The following is a 23,571-nucleotide window of genomic DNA, read 5'->3' on the forward strand; positions in this document are numbered from 1 at the left end:
AAAATGATACAAAGTCTACAATCACTGTTCACAAGAGATTTAAACAAATTAAAAACAGAAATCGAAGCGTACCAAAATGAAGACATTATCTGGAAAATCGATAAAAATATTTTAAATTCTGCAGGAAATTTATCCCTTCACTTAGTTGGAAATATCAGTCATTTTGTCGGAGCAATCCTTGGAAATTCAGGATATATCAGAAATCGCGAACAGGAATTTTCATTAAAAGATATTCCCAGAGCTGAACTTATTCAACAAATAGAAAACACCATTGAAGTGGTAAATTCTTCGCTTGAAAAACTATCTGCAGAAGATTTGGAAAAAGAATATCCTATCGAACCTTTGGGATATAAAATGACGACAGACTATTTTTTAATTCATTTGATTGGGCACTTGGAATATCATTTGGGACAGATTAATTATCATAGAAGATTGCTAGATAATTAAATACAAAACGAAAAACAACCTTTTCTCAAGGTTGTTTTTTTATTTCTCAAACATCATTTTCGTAATAAAATCTTTCTCTCCTTTTCCTCTTGCGGGAGAATATTCTCTTCCGTAGAAAATGATTTGAAGATGCAGTTTATTCCAAACGCTTTCTTTCCAAATATTTTTGGCGTCTTTTTCCGTTTCTACAACGTTTTTTCCGGAAGTAAGCTTCCATTGCGTCATTAATCTGTGAATATGGGTGTCGACAGGAAAAGCAGGAAATCCAAAACCTTGACTCATCACAACAGAAGCCGTTTTGTGACCAACTCCGGGCAGCGCTTCCAATTCCTCATAGGTTTGCGGTACTACTCCATTATGCCTTTCCAGAAGAAGTTTCTGCCATCCTTTTCAGGTTTTTGGCTTTTGTATTGGCAAGCCCGATTTCTTTGATGAGTTCTTTTATTTCCGGAACTTCCAGTTTTGCCATTTTTTCGGGACTTCCTGCTACTTTAAAAAGATTCGGCGTCACCTGATTCACTTTCTTATCGGTTGTCTGCGCAGAAAGCGCCACAGCAACCATTAAAGTATAGGCATCTGTATGCTCCAACGGAATCGGAACTTCAGGATATAATTTTTCTAATTCTATCTGAACGAGCTCGGCTCTTTGCTTTTTTGTCATTTAACCATTAAATTTGAACAAAAATAAATTATTATGTTGAAAGTTGGAGATAAATTACCTGAATTTGAAGGAGTAAACCAAGACGGAGAAACGGTAACCTCATCAAAATTAATAGGAAAAAAATTAGTCATTTTCTTTTATCCTCAAGCAAATACACCAACATGTACTGTTGAAGCGTGTAATCTGAGTGATAATTACTCAAAACTGGAAAAAGCGGGTTTTCAATTATTAGGAATAAGTGGTGATTCTGTAAAGAAACAGAAAAATTTTCACAGCAAATTTGCATTCCCTTACAGTCTTATTGCCGATGAAAATCACGATGTTATAGAAAAATTCGGAGTTTGGCAGGAGAAAAAAACTTTCGGAAAAACATATATGGGAATTGTAAGAACTACCTTTATTTTCGATGAAAAGGGAGTTTGTACAAGAGTTATCGAAAAAGTGACTTCGAAGACCGCTGCTGAACAAATTTTGGAAGAATAGGCTTGGTTATTGAGAATATTCATTTCTCACTTAAAATTTATTAATTCTTATGTTAAAATTAATATTGGTTAAATAATTTTTATTACATTTAGCTAAGTAATATATAGTTAACAATTAACTTATATATTTAATTATCAATTTTAATAAAAAAAAACATGAGAAAAATTTTATTTTCGAGCCTGATGCTATTCGGGCTTTACGCCAGTGCGCAGATTAATGTGACCGCAACAGCCGGCACAGCGACAGCAACCTACACTACATTAAAAGATGCGTTCGACGCTATTAATGCAGGAACACATCAGGGAAGCATCAATTTAAGTATTACAGCCAACACCACAGAAACAGCAACTGCCGTTTTGAATGCGGGTACTACGTATACTTCTATTATGATTAAGCCTACCGTTGCAGCTACGATCTCCGGAGCTGTTGCATCAAATCCTTTAGTGAAGATTTTAGGATCAAATGTTACTATTGACGGATCTACAACTAACGGAGGAACACCCGAGACCTTACTTTCAGTAATACTTCCACAACAGGTCCATCTGTTCTTTTTATGGGATCGCCAACAAGTACTGCTCCTCTTGCGAATGTAGCAGTTAAAAACGCAATTTTCATCAATGGATCTAATGGCAGTACAAATTTCGTAGTCGCAAACGGAGCAACTGCTGTCGGTTACTTCAATAATGTTACCGTGCAAAATAATGACATTAGAGTGGGATTTAATGGTTTATATGTTTTAGCAGATGCTACAGCAGCAGCAAACGGAAACAATTTATTAATCACTGGAAATACTATCAATAATAATATTCTTCAAAACGGAATATATGAAGCCGGGATTGGTGGAACAGCGACTATTTCTAACAATACAATAGGTATTGTTCGCACAACTTCAGGTACAACTACAACTGCAGCGGCGGCTTTTGGAATTTCTGTTTCAACCGGCTCCAACAATACGACCGTAAGTGGAAATACGATCAGTGTAAAAAATACTGCAACTTCTACCACAGGGATTAATTATAACATAGGAATCTCCATTGGTCCGGGAGCAACAAATGTTTCTACGCAGGTTTACAATAACACAATTACAGAGGTTAGCGGAATATTAACTTATGTAAACAGTAGCGCAATATATTTGGGAGGCGCAACAGCAAATGTGAGTATTTACTCTAATAAACTGTCTGGACTTAAAAACACGATGTCAGGAAACTTAATGCAGGCAATTGTTTTAGGAACTACATCAACCGCAGCTAATACGTTGGTATACAATAATCTTATTTCAGATGTTTTAGCAACCGGAGCAGGACAAGCTACCGGAATTTATGTCTATTCAGGAGCAGGATATAAGATATACAGCAACACCGTAAATCTTAATACCTCCAATGCTGAAACTGGAATATCTACCGCATTATCTGTTTTAGGAACAAATGTAACTGCCGCCAATGCTTTGGATGTGAGAAATAACCTCTTTATCAATAACAAGACATCGGGCTCAAGATTCGCTATTTATTCTACATCACCAAGTACCGTGTTCGGAAATATTAATTATAATGATTATGCTACTACAGGAACTGCTTTAGGATATATCGGCAGTGCAAACAAAACAACATTGGCAGACATCCAAACAGGATTCGGAGGAAATGCAAATTCTCTTAACATTTCTCCAGTTTTTGTAAGCGGAACAGATCTTCATTTAAATACTTCTGCACCTGCAAATTCAGGTTTAGACAATGCGGGCGTTGCTCTTCCTGAAGTAACCATGGATTTCGCAGGAATGCCAAGAGGTTCAACTCCCGATCTAGGTGGTTATGAATTCTCCTATCTTGTTCTTGCTACAAATGATGTAACTAAGAATAAAAATAATATCTCCGTTTATCCCAATCCTTTTGCTGAGACTCTGAAAATTTCAGATATAAAAGGTATTAAATCGATCAACGTTACAGACCTATCAGGAAGAAATCTAAAAACATTGTCTCCTTCGAATGAGCTTGATTTAAGAGATTTGAAAACCGGTTTATATGTGATCTCATTCCAGTTGGAAGATGGATCTAGACAGACCGTTAAAGTAATTAAAAAATAAATAAACTTCTCTTTTCATTAAAGCTCCGGCGACCTTTGGTCGCCGGAGCTTCTTATTTTCAACAAATCTTTGTTTAAAAAATTTTATTCTGTTTCGTAGTACATTAGTTCTTCCGGATCATCAGGAATTGTAACATATTTTTGAAATTTCAGCCCTAATTTTTCAATGAGTTTCTGAGACGAAAAATTATCTTTTGTCGTGATGGCCGAAATTTTATTTAAACCAAAATCATCCATTCCGATAGATTTTATTTTGAAAGCAGCTTCGTAAGCATAGCCTTTTCCTTCAAATTCATCCAATAAAGAAAACCCGATATCCACGACATCTAAACCTTCTCTTTCAAAGATTCCAACAGCTCCTATTTTAACATTCCCTTCTTTGGTGAGCATTAAATAATTTCCATAGCCAAGCTTTTCCATTTGAGGAAGAAACCTGTTTTTAATATAGTTTTCGGCATCAGAAACCGTTTTTAAATTGCGATCTCCTATAAATTGAATAAATTTTGGTCTGTTGTAAAGGTCGAGAATAAATTCTCCATCCTCCAAAGACACGGGACGAAGGATTAATCGCTCTGTTTCGTAGAAATTATCTGCGTTTTGTAGATCTTGTTGATTTTTTAGGCTCATCTTTGGGTTCTTCTTTTTTCTCGATTTTTAAAAGCCTCGGATTATTGGTGCATTTTTTATTGTATAGCTCAATATAAGCTCCGTTATCTTTAACATTGGTAATCGTTCCTGACGATTTACTGATTATTAATGTAAAATGTTTTTTCTGATAAGGGCATTCTTTTGAAGTAAGCTTCCCTAAATCCAGGTAATAATTAGATTTATCTTCATAATAATTTCCTGCCATATCTCTGAACTCTTCATCAACAATATAACCTTCTGTTGCTGCAAAAATGGCAGCATCCTCAATATCATCAACTTTTCCCACAAACTTTTTAAGCCCGTCAAAATCAGTTACATATTCCGTTTTACCACCTGAAGAATACACAATGTAGTAAAATTCATCCTCTTCGGCGATCCCCATATTAAATCCTGAAGATTGGGGAATATAATCTTTTACCGCTCCTGATTGTTTAATAATATTATCTTTTCCATAGCTTTTATGAATTAAAACCCATGAATCTGTTTTAATATTCGGAATAATACTCTGTAAAATATTCGAAACATTAGAGAACTGTTTTTTTTGCTGAGAATATGAAAATACTCCCAAAAATAAGAAAACGAATACACTAAGTTTATATGTAAGTTTCATCATAATTCAGATAACGCAGAAAGCATACCAATTATTTTACATGAATTTGTCTCCCTTTTTGAGGTTTTTTAGATCAAGAACATAATCTTTTATCAACTGATCATTATCTCTCGGGCAAATAAGCAGTGCTTTATCCGTATCTACGATGATGTAATTCTCCAATCCATCAATAATGACGGCTTTATTCGTATTTTTCAAACGAATAACGTTTCCTTTTGAGTTATAGGTAAGAATATGTTGTCTGGGTTTTATAGCATTTTGATTTTCATCTTTATCGGCATTTTCATAGACAGAAGTCCATGTTCCGAGATCACTCCATCCGAGATCCGCAGGAATTACATAAACATTCTTTGCTTTCTCCAGAATTCCGTTATCGATGGATATTTTCTGAACTTTAGGATAAATAAGATCAATACAGCTTTTTTCACTATCTGCATTATATTCACAAGCCATAAAATGCTGTGTCATTTCAGGAAGATACGTCGCAAAAGCATGATGAATACTTTTTACGTTCCAAATGAAAATCCCTGCATTCCATAGAAAATCACCACTTTCCAAAAAGCTTTTTGCAATTTCGAGAATAGGTTTTTCCGTGAAGGTTTTTACTTTATAATAATCGGAATTGTGCTTATCTACAAACTGAATATATCCATAACCTGTATCGGGCCTTGTAGGAGTAATTCCTAACGTAATCAAATATTCATTTTTAGCTGCAACATCGAAAGCCAGTTCTACTTTTTCTAAAAAAGTTTGTTCTTTTAAAATCAAATGATCTGCAGGCAACACTATCATTGTAGCATCCGGATTAATCTCAGCAATTTTATTTGCCATGTAAAGATTACAAGGTGCTGTATTTTTTAATAATGGCTCTCCAACAATATTTTCTTGCGGAATTTCAGGCAACTGCAGGTGAGAAAGCTCAATATATTCTTTATTTGTGATTACAAATATATTCTCATTAGGAATAATCTTACTGATTCTATCATAAGTTTGCTGAATCATTGTACGCCCAACTCCTAAAATATCCTGAAATTGTTTTGGAAACTTTTGCGTACTCATAGGCCAGAATCTACTACCGATTCCTCCCGCCATAATTACGCAATATCTATCTGATTTTGACATTCTTAAGTGCATTTTTCTACCCTTGCCAAAGGTTTGAAAGAATACTTTCTTCCAGTAGCGAGGTTCTTACAAAGATAGTTTTTTTTAATTAGACCTTCTAACAAATACTTTTCATTTCGGTAAATAAAGAAGTCTCCTTTTTGTAGTTTTTCGATAAACGAAAGGTTATCATCTTGTTTTTCAATGTGAAAATATTTAACCAAATCCGGACTCGCCATAAAATTGGCTTTTGGAGATTTTGAGAACCTCACAATGATTGGTCTTAGATTTTCGTCATACACTTCAAGACTTTGCAACAGCATTTGTCTGAAGGTTTCTTTCCACTCATTTCCGTGAGGAGAAATTCTTCTTCCGTATTTTTCAAACGCTATGAGATGTGCCAATTCATGAGTGAGCACAAAGAAAAAAAGCTCAGGAACCAACGTTGAATTGATCGTTATTTCGTGGGAATGATCCGGAAGTTTACGATAATCTCCTAACTTAGAATTCCTGTTTTTTGTAACTTTTATATGTATATAATAATCTGCAAACCAGATTTTTAAATATTGAAGTGTATCTTTTGGTAAATATTTTTCTAGCGACTGGATAGACATTTTACAAACTTAATGGAATTCCTGCATAGAAATTCAACAATTTAAGACTGAAAAGATAATTAAATTTAGCCTGAGCCACAGAACCTTGAGCGTTCGCGTAGTTATTTCTGGCAACATTCACATCATAGATTGTTGATCTTCCTGCTCCATAACTTTTATCAGCAAAATCCAAAGCCAGTTTTGTACTTTTCTCTGTTTGAACTGCTGATAAATAAATTTCATAATTGGCATCAACATCAAACTGAGCCTTCTGAACATTCTGTCTTACCGTCTGTTTTTGCTGTTCTAGCGTAACTTTAGCAATACTTTCATTAATTTTCGATTGTTCAACCTGCAGTTTGGTAATTCCTTTGTTGAAGATAGGAATATTAAGTGATAGCCCTGCACTTTGTCCAAATTGATCTTTATATTGCTCAAAAAAAGTTCCTTGTACAACGCCAGGAGGAACGTTAAATGATTTATTGTAAAAAGTATTAAGACCTGCACTGGCTGTTAATGTAGGCCAAAAAGCTGTTTTCGTAACCTCAGTCTGAGCTTCTGCAGATCGGATCCTACTTTTTGCCGCTTTTATCTGAGGCTGTGTTTCATAAGCTGTTGCTAAAACCTCTTCACCAGATTTTAGTTGTGCCTCCAATTGATCAGGAACATTTACATCTTCCACATCAAAACCTTTATACTCTTCCAGTTGTAAAAGCTGAACCAGAGAAAACAAACTGCGATCTACATTAATTTCCGCAGTTTTAAGATTTTGTTTTTCTCTTGCTAAACCTGATTCTGCTTCTGCAAAAACCGTTTGAGCTGTAGTCCCTACTTTCGTGGTAATTTTCGCTCTATCATATTGTTTCTGAGCATTTTCTACAGCTGCCTTAGAGATTTTTACAATTTCTTTATTTAATAACGTTGTTAAATATTGTTGTGCAATCTGAAGAGAAATATCATTTTTAATCGTTTCGATATCGTATTGACTTGCTTCTACATCAAATTCAGTTTTTCTAACGGTTTTTTCCAGTCTTCCATTGTTGTAAACCAAGATATCTGCCCCAAGATTGGGACTGTTATTGAACCTATCATTTCTATAACTTCCTGCTCCTAATGATCCCTGTCCGAAGCTCACGCTGTTTCCAATACTTGCAGATACGGAAGGAAGGTAATTTCTTTTGGCAACTTTCAGGTTAGAGTCCTGCATTTGTTTCGAATACTCATTTTGGATCACCTGAAGATTATGTTTGGTTGCGTAATCTACACATTCTCTCAACGACCACTTTTTCTGGGCATTGACAGCCAGGCAAGATAATCCCAAAATAATAGTCAAAACTTTTTTCATATTAGATTTTTCCCTATTAGACGAAGTAAATATAAAAAAGTTACAGTTTTAAAAAAATTATTGTTTCATTTTAATTAAACTTTTGAGAATTTTGTATCATGACAAACGAACAATATCAGGAAGCCGTAGATTGGCTTTTCGTACAAGCGCCGAATTACCAGATTGATGGAGAGAAAGCATATAAACCAGGATTAGACAATATCACGAGACTTTGTGAGTTTTTCGGGAATCCTCAGGAAAAAATAAAGTGCATCCATATTGGAGGAACCAACGGAAAAGGTTCTTCGAGCAATATGCTGGCTTCAGTTTTACAGGAATCCGGATATAAAGTGGGTTTATACAATTCACCTCATCTTATCGATTTTACAGAACGTATTAAAGTAAACGGTAAAAATTGTGATAAAAAATTTGTCTTCCAATTTATTCAAAAACTGAAAGGTCTTCCGGAAGATATTCTTCCTTCTTTCTTTGAATTTACGACGATTATGGCTTTTGAATACTTTTATCAACAGCAAGTAGATTTTGCTATTATTGAAGTTGGATTGGGCGGAAGATTGGATTCAACCAATATTATTACCCCTTTGGTTTCTGCAATCACAAATGTTCAATTGGATCATCAAAATATTTTAGGAGATACAATTGAACAAATTGCATGGGAAAAAGCCGGAATTGTAAAAAATAAGATCCCAATTATTTCCGGAGATGAAACCGATGCGGTAAAAAATATTATTAAAAATAAAGCAGAAAAGGAAAACGCGACTTTTATTGATGCAACTTTATTAAAAACAAATCTAAAATCTGATTTAAAAGGAAATTATCAGGAGAAAAACATCAAAGTTGTTGTAGCTTTAATGGAAGAATTAAGAAAATTGAATTTCACTATTTCTGATCAAAATATCGAAGAAGGTCTTTTAAATGTTCACAAAAACACAGGATTCATCGGTCGTTGGTTTGAATTTTCCAAAAACCCTCTGACAATCTGCGATACGGGACACAATCAAGCCGGTTTAGAATATGTTTTTTCTCAATTAAATTCTATCGATAAGCATAAGCACGTTATTTTGGGTTTTGTGAACGATAAAAAGATCGATGAAGTAATGAATTTACTTCCGGAAAATTCTGAGTTTTATTTTGCAAAACCTTCTATCAGCCGAGGCAGACACCCGAAAGATTATGAAGATTTGTTGATCGGAGCAAAAATTTTTTATAAAATTTTTGATTCTGTACAGGAAGCGTATCTTTCTGCAAAAGAGGAATGTACAAATGAAGAAATGATTTTTATCGGCGGAAGTAACTTTGTAGTGGGAGAATTTTTAGAAAAAAATTTGGAGATTTCCGAATAAGTCGTATATTTGCACCACTCTATACGAGGAAACAAGTATAGGGGCTCTTAGCTCAGTTGGTTCAGAGCATCTGGTTTACACCCAGAGGGTCGGGGGTTCGAATCCCTCAGGGCCCACTAAAAAGGATACTGAAGCCTTTCAAAAAATTTCAGGGCTCTTAGCTCAGTTGGTTCAGAGCATCTGGTTTACACCCAGAGGGTCGGGGGTTCGAATCCCTCAGGGCCCACAAAACCTCTCAATTTATTGGGAGGTTTTTTTTGTTATATAGCAATCACAATTTTTTGAGAAAAATATCGTCATAAAAAAAGTCCCTCAAACTGAGAGACTGTATTTATAAAACTTTATCTACAATTTTCTGCACATTAAGCTCCTCAAGACAAGCCCAATCTCCGCGATAACATTCTTTATCCCCAAAAACGGAGCATGGTCTGCAGGTAAGGTCACTCACCTGTACTACATCGTTTTCACTTTGTCCGAAGCCTAAAAATCCAGCATAAGGATGCGTCGAGCCCCAAACAGAAACACATCTTGTTCCCATTAAACTCGCCAAATGCATATTGGCAGAATCCATGGAAATCATTAATTCCAGTTGTGAGATTTTATTTAATTCTTCTGTAAGACTTAATTTCCCTGATAAACTAGACGTATTTGGGATTTCCCTCTCCCACTTTTCCAGCGTTTCGGTTTCTTGTTTTCCACCTCCAAAAAAGTAGATTTTATGCTTTTGAGACAGAATCTTTACCAGTTCATAAGATTTTTCCAAAGGAAGCATTTTCCCCCGATGCTGAGCAAAAGGAGCAAAACCAATTCCTAATTTATCTGTTGAAACCGGTCTTAATTGATGTGATAATTCAATTGTAAAACCCATTTCACGAAAAACATCCGCATAACGTTCAACTGTTCTTCGTAGCTGAACTTTATTCAGGTTCCAAATGTCAGTTAACTGTTCTTTTTCTTCTTTTCCTTTATTGATTTTAAAGACTTTAAGTCCTTTTCTTCTGTAGATTTTATCTAAAATTTTCGTTCTGATGACGTCGTGAAGATTCGCAACCAAATCGGGCTGAAATTCCTTAATTAATTCGTTCGCCAATCGTGTCAATCCAAAGAAACCTTTATAATCATCAAGGTTAATTCCTTTGAATATAACATTCGGAATATCAGTAAACAAAGCCTCAAAATTACTTCTTGAGACCATCACAATTTCCACATCCGGATTTTGTTCTAAAAACTCACGGAACACCGGCGCTGTCATCGCAACATCACCAAAGGCGGAAAAACGATATGCTAAAATCCTTGTCAAACCTAAGACTTGAGTTGATATGCTACTGCGTAAAATTTAATTTGTTTTGTCATCGCCATCAAACCGTTGGCTCTTGACGGAGAAAGAAACTCCTGTAACCCGATTTCAGAAATAAACTCGAAATCAGAATCCAAAATTTCCTGTGTAGAATGACCGCTATAAATCGTTACCAATAAAGAAACAATTCCTTTCGGTAAAATACCGTCAGAATCTGCATCGAAAAACAATTTTCCATCCTTAAATTCAGCGTCGATCCAAACCTTGCTTTGGCAGCCTTTGATCAGATTATCAACCGTTTTTTTGCTCTCCTGAAGTCCTTTCAATTCTTTTCCGAGATCAATGATGTATTCATATTTCTGCTCCCAATCTTCAAGAAACGCAAATTCGTCGATTATTTCCTGCTGTTTTTCTTTAATGGTCATTTCTATACTTTCTTTATGCAAAGTTAATCAAATTTAAAAAGATAATTTTAATATGGATGTAATGTGAAATCTATTTATAATTATTCTTAAATGATTTGATTTTTATTTTAACCCCAAGCTTAGGGAAGTTTATTTTAAACTCTTTAAAAATATTTAATGTCAAAAAAGTGTTCGCTTGTTTTAGAAATACGAGTTTTAGAATTATTTACTTTGTTTTACCTTGATAAGTGAAACGCCTCAGTTTACCTTTAAAACACACTCAATTTAATAATCTTTGTCTGACTTTGCGATAAAAATTTACTCAGAAGCCTTTTCAAACACCTGCAACAATTTCACTTCCTCATTTTCCCAACAAAGAATGTTTGCCGCTTTTTCAAGTTCAGGCTGATAATTTTTTCTTCCTTTATTTAAAATTAAATTAACTGACTCTGCAATAGTTGAAGGTTGATGATCTTTGATAATTTCTCCTACATCAAATTGATTTTTTATATATTGCATCTCTGGAAGCCCAGATAAAATCAAAGGAACTCGTGCCTGAATACAATCCAAGACCTTATTCGGCAAAGAATAAAAATAGCTTTCGCCCCCATTTTCCTCAATGCTCATTCCGCAATCTGCAGTTAAAGTGATTTTTCTTAAATCTTCGGGCAATAATTTTCCTAAAAACTCCACTTTATTCTGAAGATTTTCTTTAATAATTAATTCTTCATATTCTTTTCTTTTTGGTCCGTCTCCTGCAATTTTAAAAATAACATTGTCTAGATATTTCATTGCTAAAATAGCCTTATCAATTCCCCGAAACGGATTAATCACGCCTTGATATAAAAGAATTCTTGGATTGTTTTCAGGAATTTCAATTGTAAAATCTAATTTTCTCGGAGCATTTTGAACAACAACAGGATCAACTCCATATTGATTTTTAAACCAATTTGCATATCCCGAACTTGCCGTAATCATATATTTTATGTTCGGAACGACAGATTTTTGAAGATATCTCCACAATTTTTGTGACATTTTGCCCTGAATTGCCGGCATTTCGGAAAAAATTTCATGGCTGTCAAAAATTAACGGAATATTTAACTTTTTTGAGATCAAATAATTAGGAAGTAAAGCATCCAAATCATTGGCATGAAGGATTGTATTTTTATCTGCCTTTTTCTTTAATTCATGGTATAATTTCCAGTTGAATTCGAAATAAGCTGTTTTAAGATTTTTAGAAATTAATTTAATTCTTGAAAAAGAATACGGACGCGACATTTCTTCCGCGCCGCCCCAGTTATTTCCGATTAACTCAATGCTGTAGCCGTTTTCGTGTAAAGTACTGCATCCCTTTTCGATACGCTGATCTGTATATAAATTGCTGAACGCAGAGGTGATAATTTTTTTTCTGCTCATTACTTTTTCTTATTCGCCAAAAGATGGTAAATTTGTATAAAGCAGATCAATCCGTTGGGTATAATGACCGGCCAAAGCATTCCGCTGAATATGCCATAAATGACGAAACAGATACATCCGATCATATTAACGATTCTGATTTTTCTAATATCTTTCAAGATAAAGCTCAGAACAATGAAAAGTGAAGCGGAATATCCGATATAAGTAGCAATTTCGGGATTCATGAAAAAAAAATTATGAATAACAAACTTAATCATTTTCAATAAGATAATAAAATTTTTTCTGCCATAAAGTCATTTATTGATTTTTGGTAAAATATTTGTAATTTAGATAATGAATAAATGGCAATGTTGCTTTTATTCTAATGAGATATATTATGGATTATAAGTTTTCACAAGGTTTGAGCCAAGTGTTCAAACAAAGCAAAAGCGAAGCTAAACGGCTGAAAAGTGAATTTCTTAATACAGAACATCTACTTTTAGGTATTATAAAAACGGAAAACTCTGCAAAAGAAATCCTTCAAAACCTTAATGCGGATTTAACACAAATCAGAAGAAAAATTGAAACTCTAAACTCAGCAAGTCTTAATCCTATTTCTGAAGAGGTTACCAATATTTCTTTCACCAAGATGGCAGATCATGCGATCAAACGTGCGGAGTTAGAATGCAGACAATATAAAAGTAATGAGATTAATACCGTTCATTTGCTTTTAGGCATTCTTTATAAATATGAGGATCCTACTTCAAATATTTTGGGAGCTTACGATATCGACTACGAAGGTGTTTCAAAAGAGTACCAAACGATGCTTAAAAATTCTGGTCAGTCACCACAAAACAGTGCGTATGACGATGATGATGACAGAGAGGAATTTGAGCAAATGAGAAAGCCTACAGGAAATTTAGGTTCTGCAAAAAGTAAAACTCCTACTTTGGATAACTTTGGTAGAGACCTTACTTCTTTAGCTAGAGACGGGAAATTAGACCCGGTAATCGGTCGTGAAAAAGAAATTGAGAGAGTTTCTCAGATTTTATCAAGAAGAAAGAAAAACAATCCGTTGCTTATTGGTGAACCGGGAGTTGGTAAATCTGCCATCGCTGAAGGTTTGGCTTTAAGAATTCAACAGAAAAAAGTTTCTAGAGTTCTCTATGGTAAAAGAGTGATCACTTTGGATTTGGCGAGTTTAGTTGCCGGAACAAAATACCGTGGTCAGTTTGAGGAAAGAATGAAGGCGATCATGACGGAGCTGGAAAAAAACAGAGATGTCATCTTATTCATTGATGAGCTTCACACCATTGTTGGTGCAGGAAGTTCTACAGGAAGTTTGGACGCATCAAATATGTTTAAACCCGCTTTGGCAAGAGGAGAAATCCAATGTATTGGTGCTACAACTCTTGACGAATACCGTCAGTACATCGAAAAAGATGGTGCTTTAGAAAGAAGATTCCAGAAAGTAATGGTAGAACCTACCAATATTGAGGAAACGATTCAGATTTTAAATCAGATTAAAGATAAATACGAAGAACATCATAATGTAGTATATACACCGGAAGCAATTTTGGCTTGTGTCAACTTGACAGCAAGATATATTACAGACCGATTCTTACCGGACAAAGCGATTGATGCAATGGATGAAGCCGGATCTCGTGTTTATATTAAAAATATGAAAGTTCCTACCGAGATCATTGATTTTGAAAAACAAATCGAAGATATCAAGGAAATGAAGCAGAAAGCTGTAAAAGCTCAGGATTATCTTGAAGCAAGAAAGCTGAAAGATGAAGAAGAAAGACTTCAGATGGAACTGAATTCTGCTCAGGATAAATGGGACAAAGATGTAAAAGAGAAAAAAGAAACTGTATCTGAAGAGAGTGTTGCTGAAGTAGTTTCTATGATGAGTGGTGTTCCGGTAACGAAAGTTGGTAAGAATGAGCTTGATAAATTAGCTCAGATGGATGAAAAACTGAACGGAAAAGTAATCGGTCAGGAAGACGCTGTGAAAAAAGTTGTTAAGGCAATTCAAAGAAACAGAGCCGGTCTTAAAGATCCGAACCGCCCGATCGGTACATTCATTTTCTTAGGAACAACCGGAGTTGGTAAAACTGAGTTGGCCAAAGTAATGGCAAGAGAATTATTCGAATCTGATGAATCTTTGATCAGAATCGATATGAGTGAATACATGGAAAAATTCGCGGTTTCAAGATTGGTTGGAGCGCCTCCGGGATACGTTGGATACGAAGAAGGCGGACAATTAACGGAAGCTGTAAGAAGAAAACCTTATGCTGTGGTTCTTTTGGATGAGATTGAAAAAGCTCACCCCGATGTATTCAATATCTTGTTGCAGATCTTAGATGAAGGTCACGTTACGGACAGTTTAGGAAGAAAAATTGATTTTAGAAATACAATTATCATCCTTACTTCAAACATCGGAACGAGAGATCTTAAAGATTTCGGAGACGGTGTAGGATTCGGAACTTCGGCTAAGAAAACAAACACCGATTCCAGAGCGAGAAGCACGATTGAAAATGCCCTTAAAAAAGCGTTTGCACCGGAATTCTTAAACAGAATTGATGATATTGTGATCTTCAACTCTCTTGAGCAGTCTGATATCAAGAAAATCATTGATCTTGAATTGAATAAATTGTACAGCAGACTTGAAAAATTAGGATATAAAGTTGAATTAACTGAAGAAGCAAAAGACTTTATTTCTGAAAAAGGCTGGGACAAAGATTTCGGAGCAAGACCATTGAAAAGAGCGATCCAGAAATATATTGAAGATTTATTAGCCGAAATGCTTGTAAACAAACAATTAAACGAAGGAGAAACTGTAGTTCTTGAAGTGAATGAAGCGAAAGACGGTTTGACAGGAAAAACTTCAAAGCCAAAGAAATCAGCGGCTGAAAAGTCTTCTTAACCTTAAATAAATAATTTAATATAAAAAAGCATCGGGAATTTTCTCGATGCTTTTTTGTTTTCTCTTTTCTCCCACGGATTTCACAGATTTGCACAGATGATTACTACTAAAAATCAGCGTTATCTGCAAAATCAGCGAGAATATTTTTAAAACATAATTAATCCAAATATTTTTCAAAAATAAAAACACAAACATCCGTGAAAATCTGTGTAATCCGTGGGAAAATAAAATCAAAGTCCCACCACAAAACCAATATTAGGAACCAGCCCACTAGAAAAAATACTAGAATTTTCTTTCCAAAGCACATTATACATCAAGCCAAGCTGCATGTAAGAATTGTTCCCGATTCTTTGCATATAACCTCCGCCAAGATATAAAGCATCTTCTTCCGCATTCATTTTATAATCGTAAAATTTGTCTTTATAATTGATGAAATAATGCTGATAATTAGCGCTCAAATAAAAAGTTCTTGCAATATAATAATTCAGGAACGGACCAACTCCAAGCATTGTTGAACGGTAATAATCTGAGGTCTGCCATGAAACACTTCCGATTACTCCACCTTCCAAATCATCTGTAAGTCGGTAACCAACTCTCGGAGAAGCCTGTAAATAAAATGCACTTTGGCTTCCAAAACCCACTCCGATTCCGCCACCAAAAGTCCAGTGATTGTTATTTTCGGGTGTCGTTCCTACAGCGACTTGGGAAAATACAGATCCTGAAATCATTAAAAATAAAGAAATAATAAACTTTTTCATATAAATTGTTTTTATCGATGTTTAAAATTATGGTTTTTTTACGAATTTTTTTAGTTGTATTTTTGCCGCGTCAAACTAAGAACTCCCGTTAAGAGTTTCGTAAAATTGAAATACAATGAAAGTAGTAGTAGGATTATCAGGAGGTGTAGACTCCAGTGTTACAGCATATTTGCTGCAGCAGCAAGGTCATGAGGTCGTGGCTTTGTTTATGAGAAACTGGAATGATGCTTCCGTTACATTGGAAGATGAATGTCCGTGGATTGAGGACAGTAATGACGCTTTAATGGTTGCCCAGAAATTGGGAATTCCTTTTCAGGTGATCGATATGAGCGAGCTTTACAAGGAAAGAATCGTTGATTATATGTTCGATGAATATCAGAAAGGAAGAACTCCGAATCCTGATGTTTTGTGCAACAGAGAAGTAAAATTCGATGTCTTTATGAAAACGGCAATGTCTTTGGGTGCAGATAAAGTGGCAACAGGACATTATGCAAGAGTAGATTCTACTATTGATGAAAATGGGAAAGAAATTTTCCATCTTTTAGCAGGAAAGGATAACAACAAAGACCAGTCCTATTTTCTGTGTCAGTTGAATCAAGATCAATTATCTAAGGCTTTGTTTCCGATTGGAGAACTGACAAAACCTGAAGTAAGAGAAATTGCAAAAGAAATCGGCTTGGTAACCGCTGATAAAAAAGATTCGCAGGGATTATGTTTTATCGGAAAAGTAAGTCTTCCGCAGTTTTTACAACAGCAATTGGTTCCAAAAGAAGGTGAAATTGTAGAAATTTTCAAAGATTCGCCTTTATTTTCTCAGGAAACTCCAAGTTTTTCATCAAAAGAAGAAGAATTAGAATATTTAAGTCAAAAAATCAATTATAAAAAAGCAGACGGAAAAGTAATTGGGAAGCATCAAGGTGCTCAATTTTTCACGATCGGTCAAAGCAAAGGATTAGGAATAGGCGGACACAAAGAAAGCTGTTTTATCGTGTCCAGAGACATGGAAAACAACATTATTTTCGTCGGAGAAGGTCACAGTTTCCAAGGTTTGCATAAAAAAGCATTGAAAGTTGATAATCCGGAATTACATTGGGTTCGAGAAGATTTAAGGCTAAAAAACGGAGAATCTATGGAAGTAATGGCAAGATTCCGTTACAGACAGGCTTTGCAGAAAGCTACGATTTTCCAGTTTGAAAATGCTTTTTATATGGAATTTGAAGAACCACAATCCGCCATTGCAGAAGGACAGTTTGCATCGTGGTATATTGATGATGAATTGATAGGAAGCGGAGTTATTTCGTAAATATATTAAGACCTTTTAAAAAGGTCTTTTTTTATGGCTAATTTTAAACTTTTTAGGCTCTCGCTTATTAGACAGATTACGCAGATTTAAAAATGCTAAGCTTACATATTCTCAACTAAAACATTCTCCGCTTCTGTATGAGTAATTGTTTCGGAATTATTTCCTATAATTTCCTTTCTGTGTTTTATTCCCCAATCTTTTAAATTATTTATAATCGTTTGCAGCGACTTGCCATGCTCTGTAAGCTCATATTGAACTGTTATAGGTTGAGTATCTAAAACCGTTCGTTTAATGAGTTTGTTGATTTCCAGTTCTTTCAATTCTTTACTCAGCATCTTATTAGAAATCCCGATTACATCATTTAAGATATCAGAAAAACGTCTTTTATTGTAATAACAAATCGAAGAAATAATGGATATTTTCCATTTTCCCTGCAATGCATCCATTGAGTCCTGAACGGCCATCAAATCTTTTTTATGCTCTTCTGTTCTGATTGGTTTACAATTCATAAGGTTACTTTTATGTTACAACGTTACTCCGTAGTTACTGTTACTTTTAGTTACAAAGTTACCAAAATAAATTTAAATGTAATAATTTTGCTCTCAAGTTTTTAAACAAAAAAACAATGAATAAATTAGAAAATAAAGTAGCTGTAGTTACAGGTGCTTCAAAAGGAATAGGAGCATCAATAGCAAAACATTTTGCCGCAGAAGGCGCAAAAGTAGTCGTGAACTACGCATCAAGTAAAACAGATGCAGAAAAAGTAGTAAAATCTATCACCGATAATGGCGGAACCGCAATTGCCGTACAAGGCGACGTGTCGGTAGAAGCAGATATCATCAGACTTTTTGATGAAACAAAAAATGCTTTCGGCACATTGGATATTTTGGTAAACAATGCCGGAATCTACAATTACGAACCGATCGAACAGGTATCTGCGGAGACCTTCCATCAGCAATTTAACATTAATGTTTTAGGATCTATCTTTGCGATTCAATCTGCATTAAAATTGTTTGGCGAAAAAGGCGGCAATATCATCAATATCAGTTCTGGAGCAAGCAGATCACCATTACCTACAGGTTCTGTTTATTCTGCAACGAAGACCGCTTTAGATGCTTTTACAGTGGCTTTATCAAAAGAATTCTCTGGAAGAAATATCCGTATCAATTCTATTTTACCGGGTGTTGTAGAAACGGAAGGTTCTCACAGCGCTAGATTCATCGGCAGTGAGTTTGAAGCAAAATTGGTATCCACTACTCCGCTTGGACGTACCGGACAGCCGGAAGATATTGCAAAAGTTGCCGTATTTATTGCTTCTGATGATGCAGGATGGATTACGGGTGAGCAAATTGCGGTTTCCGGTGGAATTTATGGTTTATAAAAATTTAATCAATTAAAAATGAACAGATTAAAAAACAAAGTAGCCGTAGTTACAGGCGGTAATAGCGGTATTGGATTTGGCATTGCAGAATCATTCAAAAATGAAGGAGCGGTCGGAACGATTACAGGAAGAAATGAGACGACTCTAAAAATCTCTGCAGATGCTTTAAATAATGAATTTATCGGCATTAAAGGAGATGTCAACAATCTTGATGATCTTGAAAATGTATTTAAGAAAACAGCAGAAAAATTTGGAAAAATTGATGTATTAGTAGTAAATGCAGGAGGAGTTGTAGACGGTGTTCCGTTGGATAGTATCGAAAATGTGACTGAGGAAAGCTACGATCAATACATGGATTTAAATCTGAAAAGTGCTTACTTCACCGTACAAAAATCACTTCCCTATTTAAATGATGGCGCTTCTATCATTCTTATCGGATCAAGTGCTGCGCATCGTGCCGCACCGGGAATGGCAATTTACGGAGCCGCAAAAGCAGCAATTGTCTTCTTGGCAAAAGGTTTATCCCTAGATTTATTACCAAGAAAAATAAGAGTAAATACCCTTTCTCCCGGATCGATTGATACACCGGTATTCGGAAAACTTGTCCCTGAAGAACAGTTGGAGCTGGTAAAACAAATGTGGTCAGACATCACCCCAATTGGCAGACAAGGACTTCCTTCTGAGATCGGAAATGCTGCCGTTTTCTTGGCTTCAGACGAATCTTCTTTCATCGTAGGAACCGAAATTCTTGCAGACGGAGGTCTTACCAATATCAGTCTGATGAAATAATTTCTTCGTCGTCGATTAAATTTCACCATTCATCTATAAAAAAGGCTTATACTTCTATAAGCCTTTATTTGTGGCAGTTTCAGGCATATCTATTGTTTAGTATTAAGTAAGAAAAACAAAATAGATTATCAATCTTAAAATTTAATTATTATGAAAAAGTTAGTTTTAGTAGCAAGTTTATTTATCGCATTCGCTGCAAATGCACAACATAGAAACGACGACAGAAGAAATGACAACATCGAATATCACCAAGGTTCAAGAGGGTTTGAAGGATTGAGGTTGTCTCCTTTCCAGGAAAAACAAATCAGCATGTTGTCAAGAGAAAGACTGAACCCAAGAGAATATGACATCCGTCTTAGAAAAATCTTAAACAGAGGTCAATATGCTCAATATCAGAGAAATGATCACAATAAAGACAGAAGAGTTGCCGTAAACCGTGGTTTTAGAAAGTAAAAAACATATTAATGCTTATGATAAAGTCTGGAAATAAATTTTCCGGACTTTTTTATTTTTTGTAACATATTTTGAATTATTATACTTACTTGATAAATAACAATTTAAAATATTACTTATGAAAACTACTTTAAAAAATCAGTACACCATTACCAACCAGATTTTACTTGCCGTTGTATCTTCCACTTTCGGATACAATCTTTATCAGGCAATCGCACATCCCGAAAAATCACACCTTGTTTTGAGTATTCTTTTGCTTGCCTTCACTTACGTTATGGTAGAAAAATACGGAACCAAAATTGAGCACGAAAAGGAAAAGATATAAGCTATTCTGAGCTTTGGATAAGACTGGTTAACATATTTTCTTGATATAAATTATTTTAACGCAATGCTCGCAAGGTTTTATTAATAACTATTTTTTATTGTTCCGGTCGCAAAGACACTCTGTTCAGCAAAGGCTGATTGCGATATTAGCTGAGTGAAACGCCTTTGCGAACGAAAATATTTTCATGTTTAATTAAAAAAATATTTGCGATCATAGCGTTTAAAAGATATTACAAAGCCCGAAGCATTTTGTTTCGGGTTTATTTTTTGAAATAATCAGTGCGAAATTATTTCATTTTACACTTTAATTTAATCGAATTAACACACAGCATAACAATTAATTCCAAGAATAAAATCATGATTAAAAATCCGACAGGTTTTCCTAAGAATATTCCTCGTATTAATTTTATAATTCCTAAAATAAAAATAGAAATCATAAAGTAAAATGTCGTTTTGGAAACCTCTTCTTTAAATAATTGTAAGATGAAAACCGAGCTGTAAAATCCTAATAAAAGAATCTGGTAAAATTTAAGAAAATCAGATCCTTTCAAAAAAATAGGGTTAAAAGTATGATTGATTAAAACAAGCCAGAGAAAACTTATCAAAACCGGAACTGTGTGAATGATAATTTTTTTCATAATCTTCGGTTTTAAAATTAACTTCCGCCACAACCACCGCATCCACCGCCACCACAACTGCTTCCGCAAGAAACTGCTGCTGTAACCTGAGCTTCCTCCGCTGCAACTTCCCCCAAAAGTACTGTCGCCGCCGTCGTTTTTATTTTGACTTTTCGGATCATGATTTCCGCTGAAAACTTTGGAAAGAATAGATATCACTAAGAATACCAAAGGAATTACTATAAATATGACAGACAACAAATTACTTACATCATCTGAACAAGAACTTAAAATAAAACCAATCAAAATAACTGAGAAGATTTTAAACCTGTTCATCCAAAATTCTCTTTGTTTTGGCTTTTCATTTTGGCTTAACCAAATATCTTCCGGAGCTTTCTCCATGAAAATTTCTTGGTAATTTTTCAACGTATCCCGAAACCAGTTTTCGTGTTTTTCTGTTTCGTTTGAACCTCCTTTTGAAGGACGATGATGAAGTTTTTGCTGTAAAATATCCGGGCAGAATTCTTCCCAATAATTTTGTGTGTAGATTAAATGCATGTGCCAAACTTTGTCTACAATGTCACTCGGGGAAGCCCCGTTTGGAAGAATACAGCACAGATAAACGAATTTTTTATACTCTTCTATCGCTTTCTTAGTAAAATCTAAAGTCCAGTTTTCTTCTTTTGCCAGCTTTTTTGAAAAAGGAAAAGCGACATTCGGATTGTCTAATGAAAAACTCTGAAGTCTGCTCCAAAGAGAATCATTCTGTAATAAGATTTTTGTTTCCATTTGTTTTAACTTTTATTTCTATTCAAATATGGCTTTGATTTAAAATATAAAAGTCTTGCAAAAATCTTTTTTGGTTTTAAAATAATCTTAAATTAGTCTTACAAAAATAAACCAATGAAAAAAGAAGATATTCTGCATCTGGAGAAATTAATGAACTTCTTAAGCCTTCATTTTTTAAAGAAAAACCATTGGGAAGATGTTTCAAAAACCGAATGGTCTTATATTGTTGCAGAACTTAATGATTTAATTATCAACGAAAACACTGAAAAAAGCATAAAAAAAGAACCCGATGTATTAGGTTCAAATTATTTGTACGAACATTTGATTATCAATAAATTAAAGAAATATTATCATAATGAAAATGCTGTTTTAAGCAAACCGAATCTGGCAAAATTAAGTCTGATTGTCAAAGTTTTAGGTTATTCAAATTATATTGATTTCATTAATTCAAATACGGAATCGTTTGATTTTAATGATCTGAGAATTGATATAATAACGTAAAACAAAACACAGAATTGCTCGACAGACTCGTTGGTTGTTGGTATTCTTACAACAGAAATCTTCCCGACAATCCTTTGCTCGCGAAAGAAGACCGAATCTGGCGTTCTGCGACGGAAATCTACAAATCAGAAACTTCCGGTGAATATTTCGTTGAAAGAAGCGGTGGCGACCGTCACAAGTATTTTGGGAAAATTACAGCGTATTCAGATTATATTTTTATCATCATGAACAGCAATACGTTCATTCGTCAACGTCATTTTATTTCAAGGATAAAAGACATCAAGGAAAAGCTGAAAAATCCAGAATATAAGCTCCATGAGTTGCATTTTATAAGTACGTGTATCAGTTTTAATCAAGAGCCGATTGCTCTTTTCGAAATCTTTCAGAAAGCAGACAGAAAAAATTTTATTCCGGACTCCATAAGCTTTCCGATTGACAGCGATGAGATTCCAAAATCAATTATAAAACAGCTTGAAGACACAGAAGCTAACCGTATAGATTATAAGTAGTTGATGGGTTTTGGTTGATTGTTGATGGATTGAAACCTTACTTAGCCGACCAACCAATCTTTGAAATCTTTCACGCGATCTCGGCTTATTGTGATCTCTTCTTTTGGCTGAAATTCCATTTCAACTTTATAATTGGGGGAAGTGTGAATGTTTTTTATGTAATCCGAATTAATGATAAACTGTCGGTTGGCGCGGAAAAATTTCTTTTCATCCAAGACATCTTCCAGCTCATCCAACGTGAAATCTGACGGATAAGTACGTTCCTGAGTCTGCAGATAAACAATTTTATTTTCGCTGAAAAAACAGCTTACTTCATGCGTCTGAACAATTTTCAGATTATACCCGATTTTAACCAAGATTCTGGAAAGTGTCGTTTTATCTTTCTTAATTAACTGTTTGATTTCGTGTGAACTCACAGAATTATCTGCAGGAAGAAACGACTTGAATTTTTCAATAGCGCCACCCAAATCTTCATCCAAAATCGGTTTTAAAAGATAATCGATGCTGTTTAATTTAAATGCTTTCAACGTGTATTGATCGAAAGCCGTGGTGTAAATAATGAAACCTTTCGTAGGAACTTTTTCAAAAATATCGAATGATAAACCGTCGCCCAGAACGATATCCGAGAAAATAAGTTGTGGATGTTCGTTTTCAGAAAACCACTGAACGCCTTCTTCCACCGATTCTATTTTTGCAACGACTTCGATTTCAGGAAATTCGCTGAGCATTCTTTCTAATTTCCTTGAAGCCGGTTTTTCGTCTTCGATAATGACTGTTTTGATCATTGAGTTCCTGTTTTAGTTTTAAAATTTCGA

26 protein-coding genes, 2 tRNA genes and 1 pseudogene are annotated in these 23,571 nt (G+C 34.8%); 15 read left to right on the top strand and 14 right to left on the bottom strand.

Annotated elements, in window-relative coordinates; genetic code table 11:
• Positions 1-3 precede the first annotated feature (3 nt).
• On the top strand, positions 4-447 hold the full coding sequence (locus J3D55_RS01485) for a DinB family protein (protein ID WP_259127481.1): 444 nt from the start codon (positions 4-6) through the stop codon (positions 445-447).
• Between the two features lie 39 nt (positions 448-486).
• On the opposite strand, the pseudogene J3D55_RS01490 reads toward J3D55_RS01485, so the two are convergent.
• A pseudogene (locus J3D55_RS01490) lies at positions 487-1,108 on the bottom strand (endonuclease III domain-containing protein).
• Positions 1,109-1,141: 33 nt separating this feature from the next.
• On the opposite strand from J3D55_RS01490, the gene bcp reads away from it, so the two are divergent.
• The 3 genes from bcp (at position 1,142) to J3D55_RS01505 (ending at position 3,668) form a co-directional block, all read left to right on the top strand.
• Entirely contained in the window at positions 1,142-1,591 is a 450-nt protein-coding gene (bcp, locus tag J3D55_RS01495) for a thioredoxin-dependent thiol peroxidase (protein WP_259127483.1), read from the top strand.
• Positions 1,592-1,773: 182 nt separating this feature from the next.
• A complete protein-coding gene (locus J3D55_RS01500; protein ID WP_259127484.1) occupies positions 1,774-2,184 on the top strand; it encodes a hypothetical protein in 411 nt (136 codons plus the stop codon).
• On the top strand, positions 2,145-3,668 hold the full coding sequence (locus tag J3D55_RS01505) for a T9SS type A sorting domain-containing protein (protein ID WP_259127486.1): 1,524 nt from the start codon (positions 2,145-2,147) through the stop codon (positions 3,666-3,668). The genes J3D55_RS01500 and J3D55_RS01505 overlap by 40 nt, the downstream gene beginning before the upstream one ends.
• Positions 3,669-3,751: 83 nt before the next feature.
• Here the strand turns inward: J3D55_RS01505 and J3D55_RS01510 are convergent, their stop codons facing one another.
• Genes J3D55_RS01510 through J3D55_RS01530 form a run of 5 tightly spaced genes read right to left on the bottom strand, consistent with a single transcriptional unit; the run spans position 3,752 to position 7,964 of the window.
• Positions 3,752-4,294: a GNAT family N-acetyltransferase gene (locus J3D55_RS01510; RefSeq protein WP_259127490.1), complete on the bottom strand. Its 543-nt coding sequence runs from the start codon at positions 4,292-4,294 to the stop codon at positions 3,752-3,754.
• Positions 4,254-4,928, bottom strand: a complete 675-nt coding sequence (locus tag J3D55_RS01515; RefSeq protein ID WP_259127494.1) for a hypothetical protein — start codon at positions 4,926-4,928, stop codon at positions 4,254-4,256. Before J3D55_RS01515 ends, J3D55_RS01510 begins: the two co-directional genes overlap by 41 nt.
• A gap of 33 nt (positions 4,929-4,961) precedes the next feature.
• Positions 4,962-6,047 (bottom strand): mannose-1-phosphate guanylyltransferase, encoded by a 1,086-nt coding sequence (locus tag J3D55_RS01520; RefSeq protein ID WP_259127497.1) that lies wholly within the window; start codon positions 6,045-6,047, stop codon positions 4,962-4,964.
• A gap of 2 nt (positions 6,048-6,049) precedes the next feature.
• Positions 6,050-6,640 (bottom strand): SprT-like domain-containing protein, encoded by a 591-nt coding sequence (locus J3D55_RS01525; protein ID WP_259127498.1) that lies wholly within the window; start codon positions 6,638-6,640, stop codon positions 6,050-6,052.
• Between the two features lies 1 nt (position 6,641).
• On the bottom strand, positions 6,642-7,964 hold the full coding sequence (locus J3D55_RS01530; protein WP_259127500.1) for a TolC family protein: 1,323 nt from the start codon (positions 7,962-7,964) through the stop codon (positions 6,642-6,644).
• 98 nt (positions 7,965-8,062) lie between these two features.
• On the opposite strand from J3D55_RS01530, the gene J3D55_RS01535 reads away from it, so the two are divergent.
• The 3 genes from J3D55_RS01535 to J3D55_RS01545 all read left to right on the top strand — a co-directional run bounded on the left by J3D55_RS01535 (position 8,063) and on the right by J3D55_RS01545 (position 9,533).
• A complete protein-coding gene (locus tag J3D55_RS01535) occupies positions 8,063-9,307 on the top strand; it encodes a bifunctional folylpolyglutamate synthase/dihydrofolate synthase (RefSeq protein ID WP_259127501.1) in 1,245 nt (414 codons plus the stop codon).
• A gap of 41 nt (positions 9,308-9,348) precedes the next feature.
• Positions 9,349-9,423 (top strand) — tRNA-Val (locus J3D55_RS01540).
• A gap of 35 nt (positions 9,424-9,458) precedes the next feature.
• Positions 9,459-9,533: transfer RNA gene (locus J3D55_RS01545), tRNA-Val, on the top strand.
• A 105-nt stretch (positions 9,534-9,638) separates the two neighbouring features.
• Here J3D55_RS01545 and J3D55_RS01550 read toward each other — a convergent pair.
• The 4 genes from J3D55_RS01550 to J3D55_RS01565 all read right to left on the bottom strand — a co-directional run bounded on the left by J3D55_RS01550 (position 9,639) and on the right by J3D55_RS01565 (position 12,648).
• The gene (locus J3D55_RS01550; protein ID WP_259127502.1) at positions 9,639-10,607 is read right to left on the bottom strand and encodes a glycosyltransferase family 9 protein; all 969 of its coding nucleotides are present in this window, start codon (positions 10,605-10,607) and stop codon (positions 9,639-9,641) included.
• A 2-nt stretch (positions 10,608-10,609) separates the two neighbouring features.
• Positions 10,610-11,029 (bottom strand): SufE family protein, encoded by a 420-nt coding sequence (locus J3D55_RS01555; protein ID WP_259127503.1) that lies wholly within the window; start codon positions 11,027-11,029, stop codon positions 10,610-10,612.
• A gap of 297 nt (positions 11,030-11,326) precedes the next feature.
• Complete coding sequence (locus J3D55_RS01560; protein WP_259127504.1) at positions 11,327-12,424, bottom strand: glycosyltransferase; 1,098 nt, start codon at positions 12,422-12,424, stop codon at positions 11,327-11,329.
• On the bottom strand, positions 12,424-12,648 hold the full coding sequence (locus tag J3D55_RS01565; RefSeq protein ID WP_259127505.1) for a uroporphyrinogen decarboxylase: 225 nt from the start codon (positions 12,646-12,648) through the stop codon (positions 12,424-12,426). The genes J3D55_RS01560 and J3D55_RS01565 overlap by 1 nt, the downstream gene beginning before the upstream one ends.
• A gap of 152 nt (positions 12,649-12,800) precedes the next feature.
• Between J3D55_RS01565 and J3D55_RS01570 the strand changes: the two genes are divergently transcribed.
• Positions 12,801-15,332, top strand: a complete 2,532-nt coding sequence (locus tag J3D55_RS01570; protein WP_259127506.1) for an ATP-dependent Clp protease ATP-binding subunit — start codon at positions 12,801-12,803, stop codon at positions 15,330-15,332.
• Positions 15,333-15,562: 230 nt separating this feature from the next.
• Here J3D55_RS01570 and J3D55_RS01575 read toward each other — a convergent pair whose 3' ends face one another.
• On the bottom strand, positions 15,563-16,090 hold the full coding sequence (locus J3D55_RS01575) for a hypothetical protein (RefSeq protein WP_259127507.1): 528 nt from the start codon (positions 16,088-16,090) through the stop codon (positions 15,563-15,565).
• Positions 16,091-16,205: 115 nt separating this feature from the next.
• Between J3D55_RS01575 and mnmA the strand changes: the two genes are divergently transcribed.
• A complete protein-coding gene (gene mnmA / locus J3D55_RS01580; protein ID WP_259127508.1) occupies positions 16,206-17,393 on the top strand; it encodes a tRNA 2-thiouridine(34) synthase MnmA in 1,188 nt (395 codons plus the stop codon).
• 101 nt (positions 17,394-17,494) lie between these two features.
• Here mnmA and J3D55_RS01585 read toward each other — a convergent pair whose 3' ends face one another.
• Positions 17,495-17,902: a winged helix-turn-helix transcriptional regulator gene (locus J3D55_RS01585; protein WP_259127509.1), complete on the bottom strand. Its 408-nt coding sequence runs from the start codon at positions 17,900-17,902 to the stop codon at positions 17,495-17,497.
• 116 nt (positions 17,903-18,018) lie between these two features.
• Here J3D55_RS01585 and J3D55_RS01590 point away from each other — a divergent pair, with 116 nt between their 5' ends.
• The 4 genes from J3D55_RS01590 to J3D55_RS01605 all read left to right on the top strand — a co-directional run bounded on the left by J3D55_RS01590 (position 18,019) and on the right by J3D55_RS01605 (position 20,341).
• Complete coding sequence (locus J3D55_RS01590) at positions 18,019-18,774, top strand: SDR family NAD(P)-dependent oxidoreductase (protein ID WP_259127510.1); 756 nt, start codon at positions 18,019-18,021, stop codon at positions 18,772-18,774.
• Positions 18,775-18,792: 18 nt separating this feature from the next.
• Positions 18,793-19,563, top strand: a complete 771-nt coding sequence (locus tag J3D55_RS01595) for an SDR family oxidoreductase (RefSeq protein ID WP_259127511.1) — start codon at positions 18,793-18,795, stop codon at positions 19,561-19,563.
• A gap of 150 nt (positions 19,564-19,713) precedes the next feature.
• Positions 19,714-20,016, top strand: a complete 303-nt coding sequence (locus tag J3D55_RS01600) for a hypothetical protein (RefSeq protein WP_259127513.1) — start codon at positions 19,714-19,716, stop codon at positions 20,014-20,016.
• 118 nt (positions 20,017-20,134) lie between these two features.
• Complete coding sequence (locus J3D55_RS01605) at positions 20,135-20,341, top strand: hypothetical protein (protein ID WP_259127515.1); 207 nt, start codon at positions 20,135-20,137, stop codon at positions 20,339-20,341.
• A gap of 286 nt (positions 20,342-20,627) precedes the next feature.
• Here the strand turns inward: J3D55_RS01605 and J3D55_RS01610 are convergent, their stop codons facing one another.
• The gene (locus J3D55_RS01610) at positions 20,628-21,746 is read right to left on the bottom strand and encodes a glycine-rich domain-containing protein (RefSeq protein WP_259127517.1); all 1,119 of its coding nucleotides are present in this window, start codon (positions 21,744-21,746) and stop codon (positions 20,628-20,630) included.
• A 114-nt stretch (positions 21,747-21,860) separates the two neighbouring features.
• On the opposite strand from J3D55_RS01610, the gene J3D55_RS01615 reads away from it, so the two are divergent.
• Together J3D55_RS01615 and J3D55_RS01620 are read left to right on the top strand one after the other, a co-directional pair.
• Entirely contained in the window at positions 21,861-22,247 is a 387-nt protein-coding gene (locus J3D55_RS01615; protein WP_259127519.1) for a hypothetical protein, read from the top strand.
• Between the two features lie 14 nt (positions 22,248-22,261).
• Positions 22,262-22,756 carry a hypothetical protein gene (locus tag J3D55_RS01620; RefSeq protein WP_259127520.1) on the top strand — a complete coding sequence of 165 codons (495 nt, stop codon included), beginning with the start codon at positions 22,262-22,264 and terminating at the stop codon, positions 22,754-22,756.
• A 41-nt stretch (positions 22,757-22,797) separates the two neighbouring features.
• Here the strand turns inward: J3D55_RS01620 and J3D55_RS01625 are convergent, their stop codons facing one another.
• Entirely contained in the window at positions 22,798-23,541 is a 744-nt protein-coding gene (locus J3D55_RS01625) for a LytR/AlgR family response regulator transcription factor (protein WP_259127523.1), read from the bottom strand.
• Between the last annotated feature and the right edge of the window lie 30 nt (positions 23,542-23,571).

This window comes from Chryseobacterium ginsenosidimutans, from assembly GCF_024807225.1.
GTDB classification, from domain to species: Bacteria; Bacteroidota; Bacteroidia; order Flavobacteriales; family Weeksellaceae; genus Chryseobacterium; species Chryseobacterium ginsenosidimutans.